Here is a 20,028-nt window from a genome sequence, read left to right on the forward strand (position 1 = left end):
GGACGAAAAGACGACTAAAACCGTAACCGATGTAGATACTGACCACTTGACAGCAAACAGCCCAAACCATCGACAACATTATCCTGCTCCACCATGTAGTGACGGATGCCCTGACGATGGGCTTCGGCAAACAGCGTCTTGAAGTCGATAATGCCGCTGCCGGGGCAGACAAAGCCCTGATCTGTTCCCGGAGCCAGGTCTTTCACGTGAAGTATCGTATAGCGATCGCTGTATTTCTGAAGCATAACCAATGGGTCGACTCCCCCTTTTGCAACCCAGTACAAATCCATTTCGCATTTCACCAGAGCGGGGTCGGTATGGGTCATCAGATATTCGAAAGGCAACCCGGCTTCCATCGGGATAAACTCTTTATCGTGGTTGTGCCAGCATAACGCAAGGCCCCGGTGTTTGCATTGCTCACCCATTTTATTGATCAGTTCAGCACTGCGCTGACAGTCGGACAGGGTAAATGGGCCGCTTACTAACCAGGGCCAGTAGACCACGGCATACTTGGCATTGAGGGCCTTTAAGTCATCTAATTTGGGCCATAGCTTATCAGGGCTGGCGGACAGGGAAAGACCACCTCCGCCAATAACGTTCAGACCAATCTGGCCGCAAAACCTAAGAAAATCCGGGGCCGATTTGCCGTAAAAACGGCCCGTCTCCATCTCGCTGAATCCGTAGGCAACGGCTTTTTTAAGGCCCCCCTGCCAATCCTGTTTTAACTCCCTGCTGACAATACCGGCAATGAAGCCCAATCGGTCGAGTCGCTTTGCCGCCGGTTCGCCCAATACCGGCAACGCAGCCAGCGAAGCAATGCCCGCCGTTAGACTTGTGACAAAGTCTCGCCGGGATAAATGCGTATGTGTCCCGTTAGAAAGCATAAATAAATGTAGTTTGCGCGTAAAATCAACACCGCTACCGGATTCGACTGATACCATCCAGATCCGCCTTACAGACGTTTTGCTTTCCGCTCCCGAATCGCAAAATCGGCCGCACGGGCCGTCAAAGCCATGTAAGTCAGTGATGGGTTCACACACGAAGAGGAAGTCATGCAGGCCCCGTCGGTCACGAACACGTTTTTGCAGGCATGAACCTGGTTATGTCCGTTAAGAACCGAAGTTTTAGGGTCGTGACCCATACGAGCCGTACCCATTTCGTGAATGGCTTCTCCCACCGCTGCCTCATTGTCGTATCCACCGACGTTGATTAGCCCCGCCGATTCGAGCATCTCTTTGGCATCGTTCAGCATATCGACCCGCATTTTCTTTTCGTTCTCGCCAAACTCCGCATCGAACACAACCGTAGGCATCCCCCATGTATCCCGCTGATTTTTATCTAGATGCAACCGGTTTTTGTACTCAGGCAAGTGTTCACCAAAGGCCACCAGACCCATTGTCCACAACCCCGGACTCGTCAGTTCGTCTTTGAACGACGCGCCGAAGGCCAGTTCAGCCACCCGGCGTTGCCAGCCCTGCCGACTGCCGCCCCCCTGATAGCCAAAGCCGCGCAGGTAATCGCGTTTATCAGTACCAATATTGCGATACCGGGGAATATAAATGCCATTGGCTCGTCGCCCGTGGAAATACCGATCCTTCCCGCCTTCCAATTGGCCATACGCACCAATCGCAAAATGGTGGTCCATCAGGCTATGCCCCAATTGCCCCGAATCGTTGCCCAGCCCGTTCGGAAAGCGGTCGGATATCGAGTTGAGCAACAGGGCCGTAGAGGCCATGGCACTGGCACATACGAAAATGACATCGGCAAAATACAGGTGACTTTCGAGCGTAACAGCGTCCACCACCTGCACACCCATTGCCCTTTGCTTCTGTACATCATACAGAATTTCGGTTACCACTGAATCAGGCCGGAGGGTCAGCCGCCCGGTTCGGACGGCGGGCGGCAATGTGCAGGACTGGGTGCTAAAATACGCGCCAAAGGGACAGCCCCGGCTGCACATGTCCCGGTACTGGCAGGATGCCCGCCCGTTATCAAGATGAATTTTATCTGCTTTAGATAGATTGGCCGAACGCCCCACCGTCATGACCCGGCCCGGAAAGTTTTTTTCAATGCGTTTCCGCACTTCTTTCTCGATAAAAAATAGATCCATAGGCGGAAGAAAATCACCGTCAGGGAGTTGGGGCAGGCCCAGCTTTTCGCCTGATATACCCGCTATTTTCTCCACGTACGAATACCAGGGAGCAATGTCTTTGTAGCGAATGGGCCAGTCGACCCCAATTCCTTCTTTGGCATTGGCTTCAAAATCAATGTCGCTGAACCGGTAGGATTGTCGCCCCCACATGATTGATTTGCCGCCCACGATGTTGGGCCGCATCCAGCGAAACGGTTTTTCCTGCCGGTACGAGGTACTGGCACCGGGCATCCAGTAGCTGGGGGCACTGTTGGCGACACCTACATCCTGCGGACTTTGTGGGTACTTTTTGGCAAGGCCACCCAGCCGTTCGGTTTCACTGGCTTTCCAGGGTGTTTTCATGGCCTCTGTGTTGCCGGTTACGTGCTCGAGGGGTCGGCCCCGTTCCAGCATTAGTACGCGCAGGCCCTTCTCTGTCAACTCCTTGGCGGCCCACCCGCCACTCACGCCCGAGCCAATGACAAGGGCATCATAGCGCAGGTCTTTTTCGGCATCAATGTTAAGATTCATACTTAAATGGCCCAGGCTCGCTGGCCCGGTTTTAGGGGAATGTCGCCGACAAAGCGACCCGGTATCGCTACGTAGTCGAGGGCTTGGGAGGCACCCGTTTCGGAGGTAAAATAGCCCACAATCGTCAACTCACGCAGTATGGTAAAAAAAGATTTTTCCTGCCGTGTGAGTAGTTCCATAAGTCCGGTTTTTTGCGGGGCTTCGAGCAGATCAAATCTTTTCTTTTGCCAAACGCCGACTGACTCAGCGTTTCAATTTGCTTCAAACCACGCCGGAAGGATTTATGCTGGTTGGTATCGGCGCAATGGCCGATGATGTAGCCGATAAACTTACCCACGCCTGCAACCTTAGACCCGGGCTTGTTGGTAGCAGGTATGATTACCTCGGCCAGTTCGGTGATGAAGGCTTGCTCTTCAATAGAAAACCGGCCCGGATTACTATTACTAATTTTCTGGAGTAAAGCAGCCTGCACGAGTAGCGACAGTACACTGCCAATGAGTATCAACAGGGTTTGCGCAGCCTCCCGGCGTGGCATATCAAGTTAGAATGTCTGGATTACTGTGTCATAACTTATTGAATATCAATAGTTCTATAGGCTTTCAGAGCGGCTTCTGCACCTTCTTTACCCGGTTTGCTCAGGCCGTGTTCCATTCCCACAAAACCACGATAGCCTTTGTTCCAGAGGTGTTTCAGCACGTTAGGGTAGTTGATTTCGCCCGCGGTAGGTTCTTTGCGGCCCGGCGTATCACCAACCTGAATGTAGGCGATTTCGTCCCAGGCATAGTCGAGGGTAGGCAGCATGTGGCCTTCCTGTACCTGTACGTGGTAAAAATCGAAGAGTACTTTCACACTCGGTCGGCCCACAGCTTTGGCCAGCGCATACGCCTGCGGAATGGTATGCAGAAACATATTGGGGTGGTCCACTTTATGATTCATGGATTCCATGACCATCACAATCCCGTACGGTTCGTAAATGTCGGCGATGCGTTTGAGGAGGTCGATGGCATTGGCGGTCTGAAAATCCCAGGGCAAACGTGGGTCAGCAACTCCCAGCACATTGTGAATCACGTGGGTATTCATCCGTTTGGCAATTTCAACGGAGGCCCGCACATCGGCCAGAACCCCCTCGCGCAGACTGGCATCGCGCCCGGCAAAGGTTACGTCCTTGAAAGTCAGCGTACCCACAAACTGCCCGAAATCCATACCCAGTTGCTGCACCGTCCGGCTGATGCGTTCCTGCTCGGCCACGGGTCTTTGCCGCAGCATGGTATTCTCCCACGCCCGGAAACCCTGGTCGTAGCCCCACTTGATTTCGTCCACCGGATCGGTGGGGGCCAGCCCTTTGAAGATGTTGAATTCGGGCGAGAATTTGGTTTTAAATGCAGGGGCATTGTTGGCCGGGCTTGCCCTGACGGTATCCATAACGGCCATCATGGAAGCTCCGGCGGTAAGCGTATTTCTGACAAAGGTACGACGATGCATGATAAAGAGTGGGAAAAACGTTAGCGTAAAATGGCCTGGTCGGTGGCAGGGTCCTGGTCTTGCCCCAACAGAAAGGCCAACAAATCAGCCATTTCCTGTTTGGTCATCAGCTGCTCCAGCCCCTGCGGCATCATCGACACCGGCTGCATCTCCATCGAGAGAATGTCGGCACGCGGAATCCGTACCGAACTGTTTTGTGACGTACCCAGCACGACTACCGACGGGCTTTGCTCCTGAATGATACCCGTATGCTCACCGGTTTTGGTTTTGACGCGGTAGGTTTCGTACTCCCGCACAAAACTAACATCCGGATACACGATGGCTTCGAGCAGGTCATGGGCCGAGCGGTCTTTCTGAATCGAGGTCAGGTCCGGCCCGAATTGGCCGCCTTCGGCTCGCACCCGGTGGCAGGTCGAGCAGATGGCTTTGCCGTAGAACAGCGCCCGGCCCCGTTCCAGATCGGCACCCGCAATCAGGCTTTCCAGTTCCTTCAGCCGCTGCAATCGCCCTGCCTGCAAACCGGCCAGTTTCGTGGTCAGTTTGGCAACGGCATGTTTTACCTCGGCGGGATAATCGGCAAAAAGAGCGGTGATGGTTTCCTCCGAAAAACTCCCCAACCCCGGCGAATTAGCCAGGGTGTTAGCCAGAGCCAACCCAATGGGTGCCGGGTGGTTTCCTTTAAATACCGGCACCAGGCGCGGCAGTATGAATGGGTCGGCGTTGGGCAGATAGTCCTGCGCCAGTTTCATCAATTGCCTATCCGTCAGTTTCCCCAGTGCCAAAACCGTTGCGGCCTGTTGGCGAAGGGGGGCATCGGCCCCCGCACTGAGCTGGTCATACAGATACGAAAAGTGCGGATCTGAGAACGTTGGCTGGGTTTTGAGCAACGTACCCAGTGCGCTCATCCGCAGCGACGCGGGTAATTGCGCATTGTCGGCTACCTGCCGGAGCTGACCCGTCAGCGCGGTGAGGTTGCGCAGGCCGGTCAGTTCGAGGGCGCGGGCCTGGACTCCGGGTTCACGACCCGACACAAGCTGCTGCCCGATCCCCTCCACCCAGTTTACGGGTAGTTTTTCTTTCGGAAAACGGGCCATCGTGCTCAGCAGGAACAGTTTCCGGGCCGCCGGAGCCGTTTTGAGCTGGTCGGCCATAAACTGCTGCATCAAGACATTTTCGCTGAATGCCACCAGCATATCGCCAAACAGTTGCTCATCGTCGGCGGTGAGGGGCGGTCCACCAAACCGTTTTCTTAGGAACGCGGTCATCTCGCCTGACCAGTCGGCATGGTGCGACGCAACCCACAGGGCGGTACGCTGCAACCCCTTGTCCGGGCTGGTCAGAAAAGCCGTTAACTGATCTGCCCGCAGGGATGAAGGACGCATCTGATCGAGGGCAATCAGGGCCGCTTCGCGCACCAAGTGCGACGAGTTTGTCAGCGCAGCCGCAACGGGCTGGGGCTGGTTGAGAGTTATAAGCGAATAAATCAGCGCGTGCCGCACGAAACGGTCTTCGGTTTTGGCCGTAGCGGCCAGCAGAGCCGGAACCGCTTTGGCTATGCCCAATTGACCCAGGGCCGTAGCGGCCTGTCGGCGGGTGGCCAAGTGTTGATTTTCCAGCATCTGTATTAGCATGGGCATCGCCAAAGCATCCCGCGCCAGCCCTACCGCGCGGGCCGCGGCAACGCGCACCTGCCCGTTGGCATCGGTTAGGCCCGCCCGAACCCCCGCTAGCGCAGGAGCCGTACCAATCCGATACAATGCGAAAACAGCCTTTGTGCGGGCATCGGCGTTTTTCGATTGCTTCGCCACGCTGGTCAGTGCTCCCACCGCAGTCGCACCGAGGTCGACGAGCCGTTCTACGGCCCGGTCGCGAACGGTAGGCCGGGTATCGGTCAGGTAGCTGATCGCCTGGGGAGTGGGTAAATTCGTCCAGTCGATGCGGTTGCCGGTGGGGTCGGTAGCGGGCGGAGCGGCTTTCCGGCGCACCCGGTAAATACTGCCCTTTAACCCGGCCTTCGATACCTGCGAAAGCGGACACCCTTCAATAAACCAGCCCCCAGTTTCAACCACCAGCAAACTCCCATCCGCATCTTCCAGCACATCGGTGGGGTGAAAATCTTCGTCGTCAGTCGAAAAAAAGACGGAGTCTTCAGTCCGAAACGACCCGCCCTCCCGGATGAGCTTATGACGCAGTACCCGGTGGGTATTAAACTGGGCACTGAACAGATTATCTTTGAAACCGGCCCCCAGTGCCGTATGCCGGTAGCGGCCAATCCCCGACGGAGCTACCCGCGAATACTTCGTGACAACCGGCATCAGCTCACCTGTGCGGACCAGGTTGTCCTGCGCAATGCGGTTGCTGGGTTTGGGATATACACCCCCTTCGGTCCAGTAAACGAGGGCATCGCGTAGCCCGGCCTGGGGTTCGGTAAAGTAGGTTTCGGTGCCGATGGGTTCGGAAGCTTCGGTAAAAGCCAGTTCGACGGGGTTGTTCATGCCCCCAGCCGAAATCCATTCCAGCCCCGACCCGTCGGGCCGAAACCGCCAAATGCGGCCGGTGCTGCCCTTCAAGCGTTTGCCTTCTCTGGACATAATGTCAAAACCCGTACCGGCACTGGCTACGTAGAGCCACCCATCGGGCGCGGCAAACGGGCCGATAACGCTGTTGGCGTTGACGTTCAACACCCAGCCCGTCAGTATTACCTCGCGTTTGTCGGCAACGCCGTCGTTATCGGTATCGGTAAATTTGATCAGGTCCGGGGCCGACGTGGCGTAGAGACTGCCTTTGTAGAAAACGCCCCCCTGCGGGAAACCCACTTTATCTGCGTAAATGGTGCTTTTATCATATTTTCCGTCGCCGTTGGTGTCGGTCAGGAGTTTGATCCGGAACTGCGGATGGTCGAGTGCGTCCTTCGTTTTTTTGTATACATGACCGATGGATTCATAGACGAACAGGCGCCCGGTTTCGTCCACGGTAGCAAACATCGGAAAATCGACCAGATCCGGCCCGGCCGCCACTTCTGCACTATACCCGTCCGGCACGCGGATATGGGCTAACTTTTCGGCTGCTGCTGCCTGAAAGAAGGGATTAGGAGTTACCAGTATGGCGGGTCGCTGCGGTTCTGACCCGCTCAATAGTCCGACCATTGCCGCAGCACTAAAAAGGGGCAGAAACAGTGGGCGTAGGTTTGGTAGAAGCATAGGGTAAAGTACGTTATAACTACTTGATACATAAGCTGAATGTACCCCGATATTACTCGATTTTAACTTAGTGTATACTTTGTCAGTGTGATCGGCGTTCCAATATCACGGTTTATAATCCCGTATCTGGGTGGGTCTGGGTAGGGCAGGTCGATAGGCCGGTGAAAATGGTACACGCCAAAGTCGGTCAGCGAAACGCGGGGAATGGAATCGGACAGACCAGCATTTGGCAAACCAATCGGAATTGATAGTAGGATCACTAAAATAATTACCATTCTACCGTAAAAGCCGTTCCCAATGGCCCGACCTGGTCGAAAATCACACGGTTTTGCTGGCTGATGACCAATCGAATCTGGTCGCGGATGCGCATAACGAGTACGTCCGAGTCCAGGCAAAATGCCTTCATACCCGACAGCCGCATCTGCGGCCAGGCCGCGGGCAAACGGGGCACACACGTAAAAGAGCGAAGTCCCGTGGGTCGAATACCAAACAATCCCTCGGTGATGATGCGGCCATACAACGCACTCTCCGCCGATAAATGCGCCTGACCACCTTCGGGTGAAGCCTCGACGGCGTATGGAACGTGGTTGCCCAGCAATCGCTGCCGGGTGTAGGCATGAAGGTAGGCCAGACCGGTTTCGGTTTCACCTGCCATGAGTATTCCGCGCAGCGCATACAGGGTTCCCCGGTCCCAGATTTGCGGATCTCCGGCTTCAACAGCCAGTCCGTCGGGTGTCCAGAGCCGCGTTAGCAATGCCTGTATCGTACCTTCTTTCCGGTCCGGAATGTCCATTGTCAAAGGCAGGCAAATCCAGTGGCGCAGGGTCTGGTGTTCTTTGAAGTACCGATACGTGTGAAATCCCTGAATGTCAGCTCCAAAGTAGGTTTCAATGGCCTGCCGTAGTGTATCGGCCCGGCGGTCGTAGATTAGGGCGGTATCGGCCCGGCCAAGTGCCCGCCCCAGGTGAGCAGCTGAACGTAATGCTCCATAAGTCAGGGCCGAGGTAGAGAGGTTGGCCGTGCCGGTAGGCATTCGCCCTTCCATCTCATCGGTTTTCGACTCCACGACCCCTTCGGCGTTGGTGTGCCGCCGACCGTACTCCAGGGCCCAGTTGATGGCTGGCCAGAGTTCGGCGGCAATGGCTGGATTTCCGGAGGCCAGGCTGAATCGGGCCGCTCCGTAGGCGTACATGGCGGCATCGCCCCGGTCTTTGGAACAGCACGGAAAATCACCTTCCATTTCCAGCGAGGACCAAATTCGCCCGTAGTCGGGTTTCATGAGCCGGGCGAAAAGCCGATAGGCGTTCAGCGATGCTTCACTGGCGGGTGCGTAGCCCAGAAACGGAAAGAAAGGCCCTGCGTATTCAACCTGGTCGTTCGTCCAAACGCCGGCATAATAGCGGCCGCCACCCGGTGAGTGAACGAGGCCCATTTTTGTGTCGAACAGACTTTCTGATGCGCGGATTTTAGCGAAAGCAAAAGCCCGGTTCAGGAGCGCATCAGGCGTGGTCAGCACTAGCGATGTGTTCACCGCCCGCAGAAAAGCCCGTCGGGAGGCTTCCTCACCGGTCGGGGATAGAGTTATGGCGGGTTCGCTCTGCAGACGGGCACTGAACACGACACCCGTTGTCAGCGACTGCCCGGGTTTCAGGGTGATTAGGGGTTGGGCAATTACCGTGGTCTCGATGATGTAGACCCCATACAATCCCGTCAATTGCTCGGTTTGACGCCTTGCCGTTACCGCTACCTGAATGGGCCGGGAAGAGGTATTTCGCAAATTCCAGTGTTCGACAAAAGCTCCCCGGCTGGTCGATGGAAAGAGGGTCCGTGTCAGTGTTAATCCCTGGTTGGGCTGGTGATATAGGGTGAGGATACCATCAAGCACAACCTGTTTCAGTGAACTGGCTTCGAGCGCTTTTCCATCGACCGTAACCGAAGGAGCAACGTCGGCTGCGTAGGATCGTTTGAGATAAGACCGGTATTTGGCATAGTCCGGCTCGCCGGGGCCGGGAATGGTGCGAAGTGTGGGCCAATACATCACCCGACTCAGCGTAAGACGCCGGTTGGTATCTGCACCGTACCGGATAACGGCGGAAATTTTCCGTCCGCTCATTTCAATATGGTCGCTATGGGGTAAACGTTCGTCCTTTGCCACAGACCAGCGGATTGCCCCTGCCGGTAAAAGTGCCCAGCGGTCAGGTTGCGGGATGACGGGTGGGGTCGGTGTCTGCCCGTGCACTGACAGAAAGACGGCCATCAACAGGCAGGTTATGGTTCCAAAGTGTAATGTCCGTCGTAGGGCTGGATTCGAGCTACGCATACTATTTGATGGGTATGTTATGGGTGGCGGTTTTCTCATTGGGCGAACAGTTTATAGACCACCATCCCCTTGCCAACGTCTTTACCGATGGCTATTCGCTGGCGGGCGTTTCTGAGGTAGTTGGTGTGCAAGAGCAGGTTTTTGGTGTCCTTGCCACTGATAGACAGAAACAGACCGGTTTTGGGTTGTGCCATCGACTCGCTGATGATGCCGTTGGTGCAGTCGGTCAGCGCTATAGCGGGCAGGGTAGAGGCAAGTTGCGCCTGTCGGACCGATATGTCGCGCAGGCGGAAATTACTCACCCTGTTCATTACCAGCGCGTGTTGCCAGGCTGGTTCGGGCTTCCGGTCGTTCCAGTGTACGGTTACGTTTTCGAGAATTAGGCCATCGACTCCGGAAAACAGCAGTGCGTCGGCGGTTCGTTTGTCGGGTGTGGCCTCGGGATCCATAAAAATCTGGAGGTTGCGGATGCGCAGGTTCTCGATGGGTTTGTCCACCGTGGTAATGGCCCGGCTGGTACCTTGTGCGTAGGCCGTCACGTTGTCGATGGTGACGTTCCTGATGGTGCCGATGGGCGAAGCGGGGGTTCGTTTTTTAAGGACAAAGTAAAACGCTTCGGCATTGCCCCACCAGTTCCAGTGCCTCCGTTGCAGGTCCATGGTGAGGTTACTGAACGTCACGTCGCTGATGGTGGCCCCGTCCTGTACGTTGATACCTACGCCTTTGTTGGCGTTCCGAATCACGCAGTTGGTAAAAAGAATATGCCGCATGGGTTGTAGGGTTTCGGTGCCGATCATCAGCGCGGTTGAGGAACTGGTCAGAATGCAATTGTCAACCAGAATATTTTCGGTCGGATAGGCTTTGCCGCTATCCTTAAAATCCCATGAGCCGGATTTCAGGCAAATGGCATCGTCCCCGGTCGAAATGGTGCAACCCGAGATATGGGCGTTGGAGGTGCCGTCGAGGTCGATACCGTCGGAATTGACGCCCATCTTCAGATCTGAAAATATGGTTACCCCCCTAATTTTTAATCCATTACACCCCCATATACGCATACACCAGAGCGAGGTATTGACGATGGTGACATCGTCGATGGTTATGTTCTCACACTCCTTCAACAGCACTCCGAACGTACTTTTACCCACCCGATAACTCCGCTTCATCTCCACCCCCGCCTTTTTAGCGATTTCCACTTCCTTGGCAATTTCTACATCGCCATAGTTGTAATCGGTCCACTGATAGCAGGCCTGCCCGTCAATTTTTCCCCGACCCTGGATGGCGATATTTCTTGCGTTTTCCGCATAAATAAACCCGCGCGCCTTGAAGTCAGGATTGGGCAAATCGAAGTACAAAATGGCTCCTGCGTCAAGTTGAAGTGTAATGTTATCGTAAAGCACAATACCCAGGCAGGTATAATCGCCGGGCGGCACCTGCACCAGCCCCCCGCCAGCGGCTTTGGCAGCTGCAATGGCTTTGGCAATGGCCTCGGTGGCGTTATCGCTTTTATGGCCGGTGGCTCCGTAGTCGCGGATGTTGTAAACCGGGGGTATTGCCTGCGCGAGTACGTTCAGCCACGCAAGGGAAATTAGAAGAAAAATGCTTTTTTTCAAGGCGTTATAAGATTCAAATCGTTTCACTTTTTTACTTTTTCCATTTCCTGCAAGATCGTTACAATAGCCTGATGGCCGTTGTCGCGGGCGCGTTCGATGGCCCGGAACCCGTCGCTGTCCTGATAATAGACATCGGCTCCCTCATCAAGCAATGTCTTCACCACCAACAAATCTCCTTTCCAGGCAGCCTGCACCAATTCCTTACCTAACTTGCCATTTCCAGCGAAAACAGCTTTTTTCTCGGGTATTGAAACCGCCATTTTACCGGTTTTCAAAACAGTTAGTGTAGCGGATAACCCACGGGTTTCGGCGAGTTGAGCGGGTGTTTTTCCGGCCTTGTCGAGGATGACCAGACTGGCTCCGGCCCGCAGCAACGCGGCCACAATCGGGTCATATCCCATTTCGGCGGCATAATGTAAAGGCGTGCGCCCAATGTGATCGACCGCGTTCAGGTTCGCTTTCGCAGCAATCAGCACCTGCACCACCGCATCCGTTACGCTTAGGACATCGGTAAAGCGCGAATATCCCTGCCAGGCAGCCCAATGCAGCGCTGTTCGGCCCTGTTGGTCGGGTGCTTCGAGTTCGCTTCCGGCCCCGATTAAGTCCCGGATACGGTCGAGAGCGTGTTTCTCCGGTTGTCGCCAGGCTGAATGGGCGTTGGCTACGGCTGCGTGAAGGGGTGTCCAGCCATCACGGGTGCGGGCGTTTATGTCGGGAGCTTTGTCCATGATAAGCCGAAACAGATCGTATTTGGATTGTTCGACTCCCTGGCGCGTATGATCGACCGTACCCACAAACGTGCCGGCGGCCATGTGCAGCGGAGTCCAGCCATCATGGGCAGGTTTGTTTACATCGGCACCATTCGTCAGCAACAGCTCCACGGCATCATAATTGCCGCCGAGCAGGGCCGAGTGCAGGGCCGTCCAGCCGTTGGCAATGGGTATACTAATGTTTCCCCCGCTAATTTCCGCCCGGAGTGCGGTCATGTTGGGTCGTTCCGAGACGATATTAATATTGAAACCCGGCCCCACATCCGGTTTTTCAAATGAACCAATTTTTCCGCTCAGTTTCGACGCATAAGCCACCGGCCATTCCGTCTGTTTGGCCGCAACATCCGGTATTCCCTGCCCAAACAATGTGACGATGCTGCGGGGCAGCAGGGTAAGAATCGGCTGGTTTGAACGAAACGTACCGACTTGCGCACAACCTTCGGTTTCGGTGGAACGAAAAACCGCGTACGTCGCCGGACCGCCGGTTTCACCAAGGGCTACCTGCACGGTTTGCGGGCGGTCAGTTCGGTTGATGAGCACCGTTGTCAGCGTCCCGTTTGTGTGGTGCCGGAAGGCCGAAACCAGTACATCGGGATTGGTTGATGCGCTTTCGACCCGTACTGCACCGGGCCGCACGTAGCGGTAAAAATGCTTGGCCGCAAAATATTTAGGGGATGTTCGGGTGCTGTCCATCAGGGCGAATACGCTGTGGGGTTCAGCAATCTGCCAGTAGAGCCACGCGCTCATGTTGCCACCTACGAGATAATCGTGCATATCGCCCGCCATTTTCAAGGCCCCCGGCCAGGTCTGGTCGTGGCCGGAGGTTTCGGTCATCCACGTCTGGCGGTGATACTGTTTGGTGGCTTCATGCCACTTCTGAACGCCCGCGAATTCCTCCTGCCGGTGGGTGGCAAAATGGCCGGAAAAGTTGCCCGTTTCGGGGTCGGCCATCGTCGGGCGAATACTGTTGAGCATTCGGTCTGAAAACATCATGTCTTCCGGCAGATGAATTTTTGTGGTAATGCCCTCGCGCTTAAACTTGCGCATCAGGGCACGCACCGCTTCGCGCACCTGCTGGGGGTTGTAGAGGCACGACTTGTAGGGTTCAATGAACAGGAGTTCGTTCTGAATGCTGATCGAACCAATATCGATGTCCCAGTTCTGTTTGGCGGCAATGATGAACGCGGCCATATTTTCGGCGTATTCGGCATACATATCGGCGCGCAGATGCCCCCCCTGCACGGTGGCCCGGTGTGTTTTGGTGAACGCCGGGGGCGACCAGGTAGCGGCAATGAACCGCGTAACTCCCCGCCGTTTCAGGGCTTGCGCAAACCGCATCCGGCGTTCCATAAAGTACATGTTGAAGTTTTTCCACTCGAAATGATTCGGGTCGTCATCGTCGTTGACTGCTTCGAGTTCCTGCGGAATCGACATCCGCAGCATCGTTAGGCCGAGGTCATCTACAATCCGGTCGTAGAACCCAGAATCGGCGTAAAAGGAGGGCGCATCGGTAAAATCGATGATGCAGGAGCCAAAACCCTCAATGGTCTGGTGCGTTTGTGCCGGTTGAATAGAAACATGGATGGGTGTCTGCCCCCAGGCCGACAGGGCCAGTCCCCCTAGGCAAACTGCTAAGCGCATTGGAACAATAAGCGTATGGTGCATGACGTAAAGCCGATATTTTCAGATTGCAATAAGGACATATAACAGATCACGGCCAATGTGAAGCCGCCCAGACCCCCCCAGATTTTCTGATAAGGTTCTCTTTCTTTATGGTTAAAACACCCTGTAATGTAAACCTTTATGACCTTGATCCGCTACTTAATACGCATCCTACCGGCTGTTCTGATTACCCTGCTGCTGATTCAGACAAACGCAGTTTATGCCCAGACCCGCTCTCTGTCAGGCCGGATTACCGACGATACCGACGGCAAAGGCTTGCCCGGTGTCAATATTGTGCTGAAAGGCAGCAGTGTTGGCACCACGACAAACGCTGAGGGAACTTACCAGCTCAACCTGCCGCCCGGAGCCAGTACGTTAGTCGTCTCGTCGGTTGGTTACCAGACCAAAGAAGTGACCATCGGCAATAGCAGCATCCTGAACATTTCGCTCCAGGCCGACATTCGTTCGCTCAACGAAGTGGTGGTGGTGGGTTATGGTCAGAAAACGACCCGCAAACTCACCGAATCCATCGGCACGGTGCAGGCCCGCGACATCACGCGACTCCCCGTTGCCAACGCCGAAGCCGCTATTCAGGGGCGCGTGTCGGGCGTGCAGATCACCAACGTCGACGGAACGCCCGGTAGCCCGGTTTCGATCCGTATTCGGGGTGTATCGACGGTGGGCAACAACCAGCCGCTGTTTGTAGTGGATGGTGTTCCCATCGGCGACGGCACCGGAAACCAGATCAACCCCGCCGACATCGAGACGATTTCGGTACTGAAAGATGCCTCGTCGTCGTCAATTTATGGGTTGCGGGCGGCCAACGGCGTTGTGTTGATCACGACAAAACGTGGTAAATCGGGCAAGCCCCGCGTAAGCCTGGACGTTTATTCGGGCGTGCAGAACTTTCCGAAATTTTACGAAATGAACAGCACCGCGCAGTACGTATCGCTGGCGCAGGAAAGCTTCGACCGGGCTAACGCACAGAGCGGGGCCCAACCCGGCACGTCGGGCTTTCTGGTTCTGCCCCCCGATTTGCGGCCCGGTGGTAAACTGCTGGGAATCGACAATCGCGACACCTGGCGCGAGTCGGTAGTAGAGAAGAATGCGCCGATCCGCAACTACAATCTCTCTCTGTCGGGCGGCAACGAAAACTCTAACTATTTTGTCTCGGCAGGGCTTTTTCAGCAGAAGTCGATGGTAAAGAAGTGGGACCTGAGCCGCTATTCTTTCCGGATCAACAGCGACCACCGCGTGGGGAAGCGGCTGAAAATTGGGCAGGCGCTTACCATTGCCTACAATCAGACCGAGCGGGGTAGCAATGCCGGTGGCGACGGTTTTTTGTACGCGGCTGCGGCAACGATGCCACCGTTCTTTAACTACCTCGACGTAAACAACTCAATCCCCAACAACCGGTATGGCTACACAGGCAACCTGAATGTAGCCGGACTGACCATTCTCAACACGCCGGGAATCAACCAGGTCGTTAGCGCTACGGACCGCTCATTACGATTGCTGGGCAATATTTATGGCGAACTGGAACTGATTCGCGGCCTAAAGTTGCGGTCGGTGGCCGCGCTGGATTTTAGCACCTCCCGCAACACAAGCTGGCAACCCGGTTACACCGCCCTTGAACTGGGGCAGGAGCGCAACACAAACAGTGCCGGCGACGACCGGGGTGAGGGCGTACAACAGGTTTTTACCAATACGCTCAACTACGACGGTGTGTTTGGCAACCATACTATCAACGCCATTGGCGGCATGGAGTATCAGCAAATCAGGAGTACGAATCTGGGTTATACCGGTTTTAATTTCAGCAGCACCAACCCTAATTTTTACCGAAGCCTTCGCAACCAGCAGGGTAACTCTGACGGTAAGGGAGGGTTCGTTTTCCCCAATGTCGGGTCGGGGCTGTCGGAGCGGGCGTATTTTGCGTACTTTGGGCGAGTTAGTTACGATTATCAGGATAAGTATTTAGTGACCCTAACGGCCCGCTACGACATGTCGTCCAACTTCGCGCCCGAAAACCGTGCCAAGTTGTTTCCGGCGGTGTCGGCAGCCTGGCGCATCTCCAACGAAGAGTTTTTCAAAAATAAGCTGCCCTTCATTACCGATTTGAAACTACGGGGCAGCTGGGGACAGTTGGGCAACGACCGCATCGGCAGCGACTTCCCCTACGTAGCCCGCGTGGTGCAGCAGCCGTGGTACACCATCGGCGCGGGACAAACGACCCTGCGCGGAACGGGCATTCCGGTATTGACCAACCGGAACTTGCAATGGGAAGTTAACGAGAGCATCGACGCGGGTTTCGATATAACGTTTTTTGGTAAACTGAATCTGCTTGCTACGTATTACAACCGCAACACGAAGGACTTTCTGTATAATCTGCCGGTCAATCTCACCTCAGGTTTCAGCAGCATACCGGTTAATTTAGGGCAGGTGAACAACCGTGGCATTGAGATCGAAGCCAGCTACCGCACCGGAGTAGGAAAGGGCGCCAACATCGAATTATTCGGCAATATTACCACCGTTCGTAACCGCTTGGTGTCACTCGCGCCGGGCGTTCAGGAGTTTGCCAGTGGCGATTACCGAACGGCAGTGGGCTTCCCCATCGGGTATTTCTACGGCTACAAAACGCTGGGCATTTACCAGAACAATGCCCAGGCCGATGCCGCTATTCTCGATATTGCCAACGGTAGAAACAAGCCAGTGCCGGGCGATGTCATCTTCCAGGACAACAACGGGCCCGGTACCAATGGGCAGCAGTTCAGCGGCACGCCCGACGGACAGATCAACGTGGAAGACCGGACCTATCTGGGAAAAACCATTCCCGATTTCTTTTACGGTTTCGGTGTCAACGCCAACTGGAAAGGCTTCGACCTGAATATGCTGTTTCAGGGCGTTGCGGGCATTAGCGTGTATAACCAGTTTCGGCGGGGTGCTGAAAACTTAGGGGGAGTAGGCCGCAACGGCTTAGCCTCGACCGCCAACCGCTGGACGGGCGAAGGAACGAGCAACACGATGCCCCGCGCTACAGCCAACGATCTGAACAGCAATGGTCGCTTCTCGGACCGGTGGATAGAAGATGCAAGTTTCCTGCGCTTTAAAAACGTGCAGCTTGGTTACGCGCTGCCCCGCGTAGTGCTCGATAAAATAAAAGTGTTCCAGGGTGCCCGCGTCTATGTGGCGGCTACCAACCTGTTTCGGATTACGAAATACAGTGGTCTTGACCCTGAAGTGGTTACGTACGGCCAGCCTTCGTCACAGTTGTTTGCCGGTTCCGACGCGGGTAATATTCCCCAGCCCGTTACGGTTCAACTCGGTGCCAACCTGACATTTTAACGTCCCAATCAAAAGCGAAAACATGAAAAAACGACTGATAACCCATACGCTTACTTTTCTGCTACTTTGTGGCCTGTTTACGCAGTGCGAAAAAAAATTAAACCTGGCCCCGCTGGGTAAACTCGATGAGCAAACGTTTTTTCAAAGCGAAGACGATTTTAAAGGAGCCGTGTTGCTGGCCTACTCATCCCTGCTCAATTATACCTACGAGCAGTTTGATGGCGGGGGCTGGTTTCAAAGTGTACTGATGCCCGACGATGACACAACGCCGGAGAACAATACCGTCAATGGTCTGGAAATCTTCAACTGGACACCCAACGACGGGCCATTCCGGGCGGTGTGGCAAACGACTTACAAAGGCATTCAGCGGTCGAACGTGATCCTGGAAAAGCTGCCCCTGGCAACGGCCCTGTCCGATTCATCGAAGAAAGCATTTGAGGGCGAAGCACGATTTCTGAGGGCGTACTTCAATTTTGTGCTGGCGATCCATTTTGGACAGGCTCCGCTGATCGAAAAAACGCCCCGCACACTGGAGGAAACCCGGGCCGGCAACTCGTCACCGGGGCAGCTTTGGGACGCTGTCATCGCTGATTTGCGCATTGCGAAAACCAATCTTCCCAGGAAATGGAATAACGACAATTTGGGTCGGGCAACGAGCGGAGCCGCGCAGGCCCTGTTGGGGAAGGCACTGCTGTTCCGGGCCCAATGGGAGAACAAAAACGATCTGTATGGCCAGGCCGCAACTGAGTTTCAGGGGTTGGCAGGCAGTTATTCATTGGTGAAGAACTTTCAGGATAACTTTACACCCACCACCGAAAACAACGCGGAATCAGTTTTTGAGATTCAGATGGGGATTGGCGGTTTCAATCCCTGGCTTCCCGTCGATTTCAATTTCGACGGCAACGGCGAGGACATCTCGGCCGGCACCGCCCGGCTGATTTATTTTCGGGCTTCCTGCGGCCTTAATCCGCAGGATTGTGCGCCGGGTGCCAATGCCCAGGGCTACGGGGAGGTGGTGGTTACAAGTTCGCTGCAACGGGAGTTTGAACCGGGCGATCCGCGCCGGGTGAGCACTCTTTTTCTTGACGGCGACCCCTTCAACACCGGTGAGAACGTAGATGGATCTAAAAAGTGGATGTATAAAGGTGTGTATTCGGCAACCGGATCGTCCATTGCCAAATATGTGCTGGGCGACAACAATATCGATTTTCGTTCGCCCCTAAGTGTCAACAATGAACGCGTCATTCGCTACGCCGATGTGCTGCTGATGCTGGCCGAGTGCAAAATTCTGGGACCGACCAAAGACCTCGCCGGGGCGGCTGCGCTAATCAATCAGGTGCGTCGGCGGGCCGACCCGACCGCCAAAGCCCTGCCCGACGTGCCGGTGGGCACCGAAGCCGACCTGTTCAAAGCCCTGGTTCACGAACGCCGGGTCGAGCTGGCTTTCGAGAGTCACCGCTACAACGACCTGGTGCGCTGGCAGCGGACCGGGAAGATCGACATCAAAAAAGATATTGATTTTGGTCGGGTCGATCCCAACAAAAACTGGACGACGAAGAACTTGCTGAAGCCCATTCCGCAAAGCGAGCGCGACCTCAACCCGGCACTGGTTCAAAATCCGGGTTATTGATGATCAGTAGAAGAATAATTGGTTGGTAATGCTTACCGAAAGGCCAGGATCTGGCCTTTCGGCTAATTTAAACGTTGATCAGGCGGTTTTGTGCTATTATTTGGCGGATTTATCCAGCGTGAACAGGTGTCCTGGCAGGTAGATTTGTAGCACTTTACCGGGGAAAAATAAAACAGAATGAATGGTAAAGTAAAGCGCTGGTTGCAATGGCTGGAAGTAGCGATGTTGCTCCTGCTGAGTGCGCTGTTGCTGTTTAGTCTCTGGCTTATTCTCCCCGGTTAAGGTGTTTCAACCACCAACCTTTATCCTGCCTTTGCTATGAATAGCCATTCCGAACTGGACAACCGCAGCCGGTTGCCCCGGTATCAGCAAGTTGCCAACGCCATTCTGAGCGACATCGAAAAAGGAATTCTGACCCAGGGTGATCGCCTGCCCTCCATCAACGAAGCCTGCGCTCAATGGTATCTGTCGAAAGACTCCATCAAGCGAGCCTACGAAACACTCTGCAAGTCCGGTTTTATTACATCAGTACATCGACGAGGGTTTTTTATTGCAGGGAGTGCCAAACGCCACGCCCTGCGGGTACTAATGGTGGCGGGGCAACTGACCGATAGTGTCAAGCAGCTTCACGATGCCATCACGGCCAATCTGGACCGGGAGGTTATTGTCGATGTGTGCAGTTACAACTACCAGCGTCATTTACTGCGTCAGGTTTTGACGAAAAACCTCGGCGACTACCATTATTTTGTCCTCATGCCGCACCTCATTGGACAGGACCCGGACACGCTCCGTTGCCTGCGCAATGTGCCCGGGAAACAGTTGATTCTCGTTGGCCATCAGTGGCAGGAAGTATTACAGCATGGCCATCATCTGCGGTACGGGGGCGAAACCGCCTTGTTTGAGGCTCTGCACAAACAACTTCCCACTCTCCGCAAATATAACCGCCTGAATCTCGTACTCCCCGAAAATGACTGCTTCGATGCAGAGTCGATTCGGGCCTTCCGACGGTTTTGTCAGGCTAATGGATTCGATTTTGAACTTCTCGACGAACTCACGGAGTTGGACCTGCATCCTTGCCAAGCCTACTTTTTGGCTGACTGCCGACACCTGACCGATTTGCTCGATTACTGTCAGCGAAATGGACTGCAGTTGGGTGAGCACGTTGGGGTCGTGAGTTTTCTGGAGACTGATTTTACCCGTTTGCTGGCCGGTGGCGTATCGGTTATTGCCCATCCCTCAGCGGAAGTGGGCCGGTTGGTTGCCCAAATTCTGAGCGGACAACCCGGCCATTGCCCGGTTTCGCACTTTTTACCCCTCTACCAGCAATTTCGTGCATCCTGCTAATCATTA

Annotated in this window: 12 protein-coding genes; 3 read left to right on the plus strand and 9 right to left on the minus strand. The window is 54.9% G+C overall.

Going from position 1 to position 20,028, the window contains the following annotated elements; translation table 11 throughout:
- Positions 1 to 14 precede the first annotated feature (14 nt).
- The 9 genes from ACS5NO_RS28530 to ACS5NO_RS28570 all read right to left on the minus strand — a co-directional run bounded on the left by ACS5NO_RS28530 (position 15) and on the right by ACS5NO_RS28570 (position 13,685).
- Positions 15 to 884 (minus strand): sugar phosphate isomerase/epimerase family protein, encoded by an 870-nt coding sequence (locus ACS5NO_RS28530; RefSeq protein ID WP_439418287.1) that lies wholly within the window; start codon positions 882 to 884, stop codon positions 15 to 17.
- Between the two features lie 68 nt (positions 885 to 952).
- On the minus strand, positions 953 to 2,662 hold the full coding sequence (locus tag ACS5NO_RS28535) for a GMC oxidoreductase (protein ID WP_439418288.1): 1,710 nt from the start codon (positions 2,660 to 2,662) through the stop codon (positions 953 to 955).
- A 2-nt stretch (positions 2,663 to 2,664) separates the two neighbouring features.
- Positions 2,665 to 2,841, minus strand: coding sequence for a gluconate 2-dehydrogenase subunit 3 family protein (locus ACS5NO_RS28540; RefSeq protein WP_439418289.1), 177 nt, complete (start codon positions 2,839 to 2,841; stop codon positions 2,665 to 2,667).
- Complete coding sequence (locus tag ACS5NO_RS28545; protein ID WP_439418290.1) at positions 2,787 to 3,197, minus strand: gluconate 2-dehydrogenase subunit 3 family protein; 411 nt, start codon at positions 3,195 to 3,197, stop codon at positions 2,787 to 2,789. Before ACS5NO_RS28545 ends, ACS5NO_RS28540 begins: the two co-directional genes overlap by 55 nt.
- A gap of 35 nt (positions 3,198 to 3,232) precedes the next feature.
- Positions 3,233 to 4,144, minus strand: coding sequence for a TIM barrel protein (locus ACS5NO_RS28550; protein WP_439418291.1), 912 nt, complete (start codon positions 4,142 to 4,144; stop codon positions 3,233 to 3,235).
- A gap of 20 nt (positions 4,145 to 4,164) precedes the next feature.
- The gene (locus ACS5NO_RS28555) at positions 4,165 to 7,344 is read right to left on the minus strand and encodes a PVC-type heme-binding CxxCH protein (RefSeq protein WP_439418292.1); all 3,180 of its coding nucleotides are present in this window, start codon (positions 7,342 to 7,344) and stop codon (positions 4,165 to 4,167) included.
- Between the two features lie 268 nt (positions 7,345 to 7,612).
- Complete coding sequence (locus ACS5NO_RS28560; RefSeq protein ID WP_439418293.1) at positions 7,613 to 9,457, minus strand: glucosidase family protein; 1,845 nt, start codon at positions 9,455 to 9,457, stop codon at positions 7,613 to 7,615.
- A gap of 242 nt (positions 9,458 to 9,699) precedes the next feature.
- The gene (locus ACS5NO_RS28565; RefSeq protein ID WP_439418294.1) at positions 9,700 to 11,274 is read right to left on the minus strand and encodes a glycoside hydrolase family 28 protein; all 1,575 of its coding nucleotides are present in this window, start codon (positions 11,272 to 11,274) and stop codon (positions 9,700 to 9,702) included.
- A 23-nt stretch (positions 11,275 to 11,297) separates the two neighbouring features.
- Positions 11,298 to 13,685 (minus strand): ankyrin repeat domain-containing protein, encoded by a 2,388-nt coding sequence (locus ACS5NO_RS28570; RefSeq protein WP_439418295.1) that lies wholly within the window; start codon positions 13,683 to 13,685, stop codon positions 11,298 to 11,300.
- Positions 13,686 to 13,847: 162 nt separating this feature from the next.
- On the opposite strand from ACS5NO_RS28570, the gene ACS5NO_RS28575 reads away from it, so the two are divergent.
- The 3 genes from ACS5NO_RS28575 to ACS5NO_RS28585 all read left to right on the plus strand — a co-directional run bounded on the left by ACS5NO_RS28575 (position 13,848) and on the right by ACS5NO_RS28585 (position 20,022).
- Positions 13,848 to 17,048, plus strand: a complete 3,201-nt coding sequence (locus ACS5NO_RS28575; protein ID WP_439418296.1) for a SusC/RagA family TonB-linked outer membrane protein — start codon at positions 13,848 to 13,850, stop codon at positions 17,046 to 17,048.
- A 22-nt stretch (positions 17,049 to 17,070) separates the two neighbouring features.
- The gene (locus ACS5NO_RS28580; protein ID WP_439418297.1) at positions 17,071 to 18,678 is read left to right on the plus strand and encodes a RagB/SusD family nutrient uptake outer membrane protein; all 1,608 of its coding nucleotides are present in this window, start codon (positions 17,071 to 17,073) and stop codon (positions 18,676 to 18,678) included.
- A 318-nt stretch (positions 18,679 to 18,996) separates the two neighbouring features.
- Complete coding sequence (locus ACS5NO_RS28585; protein WP_439418298.1) at positions 18,997 to 20,022, plus strand: GntR family transcriptional regulator; 1,026 nt, start codon at positions 18,997 to 18,999, stop codon at positions 20,020 to 20,022.
- The last annotated feature ends 6 nt before the right edge of the window (positions 20,023 to 20,028 follow it).

Origin of the sequence: Larkinella fluvii (assembly GCF_051857545.1) — a bacterium.
In the GTDB taxonomy this organism is placed as follows: domain Bacteria; phylum Bacteroidota; class Bacteroidia; order Cytophagales; family Spirosomataceae; genus Larkinella.

What these genes read in the sequence shown, in the direction of transcription:
- ACS5NO_RS28530 (WP_439418287.1), bottom strand. Translation starts at nt 884, where the DNA reads ATGCTTTCTAACGGGACACATACGCATTTATCCCGGCGAGACTTTGTC.
- ACS5NO_RS28535 (WP_439418288.1), bottom strand. Translation starts at nt 2,662, where the DNA reads ATGAATCTTAACATTGATGCCGAAAAAGACCTGCGCTATGATGCCCTT.
- ACS5NO_RS28540 (WP_439418289.1), bottom strand. Translation starts at nt 2,841, where the DNA reads ATGGAACTACTCACACGGCAGGAAAAATCTTTTTTTACCATACTGCGT.
- ACS5NO_RS28545 (WP_439418290.1), bottom strand. Translation starts at nt 3,197, where the DNA reads ATGCCACGCCGGGAGGCTGCGCAAACCCTGTTGATACTCATTGGCAGT.
- ACS5NO_RS28550 (WP_439418291.1), bottom strand. Translation starts at nt 4,144, where the DNA reads ATGCATCGTCGTACCTTTGTCAGAAATACGCTTACCGCCGGAGCTTCC.
- ACS5NO_RS28555 (WP_439418292.1), bottom strand. Translation starts at nt 7,344, where the DNA reads ATGCTTCTACCAAACCTACGCCCACTGTTTCTGCCCCTTTTTAGTGCT.
- ACS5NO_RS28560 (WP_439418293.1), bottom strand. Translation starts at nt 9,457, where the DNA reads ATGAGCGGACGGAAAATTTCCGCCGTTATCCGGTACGGTGCAGATACC.
- ACS5NO_RS28570 (WP_439418295.1), bottom strand. Translation starts at nt 13,685, where the DNA reads ATGCGCTTAGCAGTTTGCCTAGGGGGACTGGCCCTGTCGGCCTGGGGG.
- ACS5NO_RS28575 (WP_439418296.1), top strand. Translation starts at nt 13,848, where the DNA reads ATGACCTTGATCCGCTACTTAATACGCATCCTACCGGCTGTTCTGATT.
- ACS5NO_RS28580 (WP_439418297.1), top strand. Translation starts at nt 17,071, where the DNA reads ATGAAAAAACGACTGATAACCCATACGCTTACTTTTCTGCTACTTTGT.
- ACS5NO_RS28585 (WP_439418298.1), top strand. Translation starts at nt 18,997, where the DNA reads ATGAATAGCCATTCCGAACTGGACAACCGCAGCCGGTTGCCCCGGTAT.